This is a genomic window from Arthrobacter sp. 2YAF22_2, from assembly GCF_052114645.1.
Taxonomy (GTDB): domain Bacteria; phylum Actinomycetota; class Actinomycetes; order Actinomycetales; family Micrococcaceae; genus Arthrobacter.
Genome location: NZ_JBFRFD010000761.1, coordinates 1 through 1,155 on the forward strand (window position 1 = coordinate 1; position 1,155 = coordinate 1,155).

General features: G+C 71.3%; 1 protein-coding gene and 1 riboswitch. The gene reads left to right on the top strand.

Annotation, left to right across the window (positions count from 1 at the left end):
• Window positions 1-109: 109 nt before the first annotated feature.
• Window positions 110-207, top strand: a riboswitch (TPP riboswitch).
• 55 nt (window positions 208-262) lie between these two features.
• On the top strand, window positions 263-1,155 hold an 893-nt coding region (thiD, locus tag AB4Y86_RS19355), incomplete at its 3' end, for a bifunctional hydroxymethylpyrimidine kinase/phosphomethylpyrimidine kinase (protein WP_441403740.1).

The following is a 1,155-nucleotide window of genomic DNA, read 5'->3' on the forward strand; positions in this document are numbered from 1 at the left end:
GCTTGCGGGTTCCGTCCCGGCTCGGCGTATCGATACGCCGGGCCCGGACCGAACCCGCGAGTTCGTTAACGCGGAGCGGGAGCCGCCGGCCTCCGAACGGCTAGGCTGGGGAACTGACACGGGGTGCCGAGCAACAAGCCGGCTGAGATCCAAACCCGTTGAACCTGTCCGGTTAGCACCGGCGAAGGGATGTCTCTTGTTCCCAGCGACGCACTCAGCACTCACCCCGCCGGCTTCTTCACGGCGTGAGCCCTCGTTCATCCTGCAGTCCGCCTTCCCGGCCACGGCACCGGTAGCCGCCACCCCCGCGCCACCGCTACCCCGTGTCCTGGCCATCGCCGGCTCCGACCCCTCCGGCGGGGCCGGGATCCAGGCCGACCTCAAGAGCATCGCCGCGAACGGCGGCTACGGGATGGCAGCCATCACCGCGCTGACAGCCCAGAACACCCAGGGGGTCCGGGCCGTCCACGTTCCGCCGGCATCCTTCCTGACCGCCCAGCTGGACGCGATCAGCGATGACATCACCATCGACGCCGTCAAGATCGGCATGCTCGGCGACGCCGCGGTGATCGACGCCGTCCGCGTCTGGCTCGAAAAGGTCCGCCCCGCCGTCGTGGTCCTGGATCCGGTGATGGTGGCAACCAGCGGTGACCGGCTGCTGCAGGAATCCGCCGAGACCGCCCTGCACGCCCTGCTCCCGCTGGCGGACCTCATCACCCCGAACCTGGCCGAACTGGCCATCCTGCTGGGCGAACCGGTCGCGGCGGACTGGCCCGGTGCGCTGGCCCAGGGCAAGCGGCTCGCCGCCCGGGCCGGCACTACGGTGCTGGTCAAGGGCGGCCACCTACACGACGACGGCGCAGGCTGCCCGGATGCGCTGGTCAACACCGGGGGACTGCTCAGCCAAGAGACCGTCGTGGTGCCGGGCGAGCGGATCGCCACCCGCAACAGCCACGGCACCGGCTGCTCGCTTTCCTCGGCGCTCGCCACGGTGCAGGCCAGGGCGGGGGACTGGGAGGCGGCACTGCGGGAGGTCAAGCCGTGGCTGCTGGGCGCGCTCAGCGAAGCCGGGCAACTGGACGTCGGACACGGCAACGGCCCGGTGCACCACTTCCACCAGTGGCAGCACGCTTCCGTGCCGGTCGCGCCCGCGCC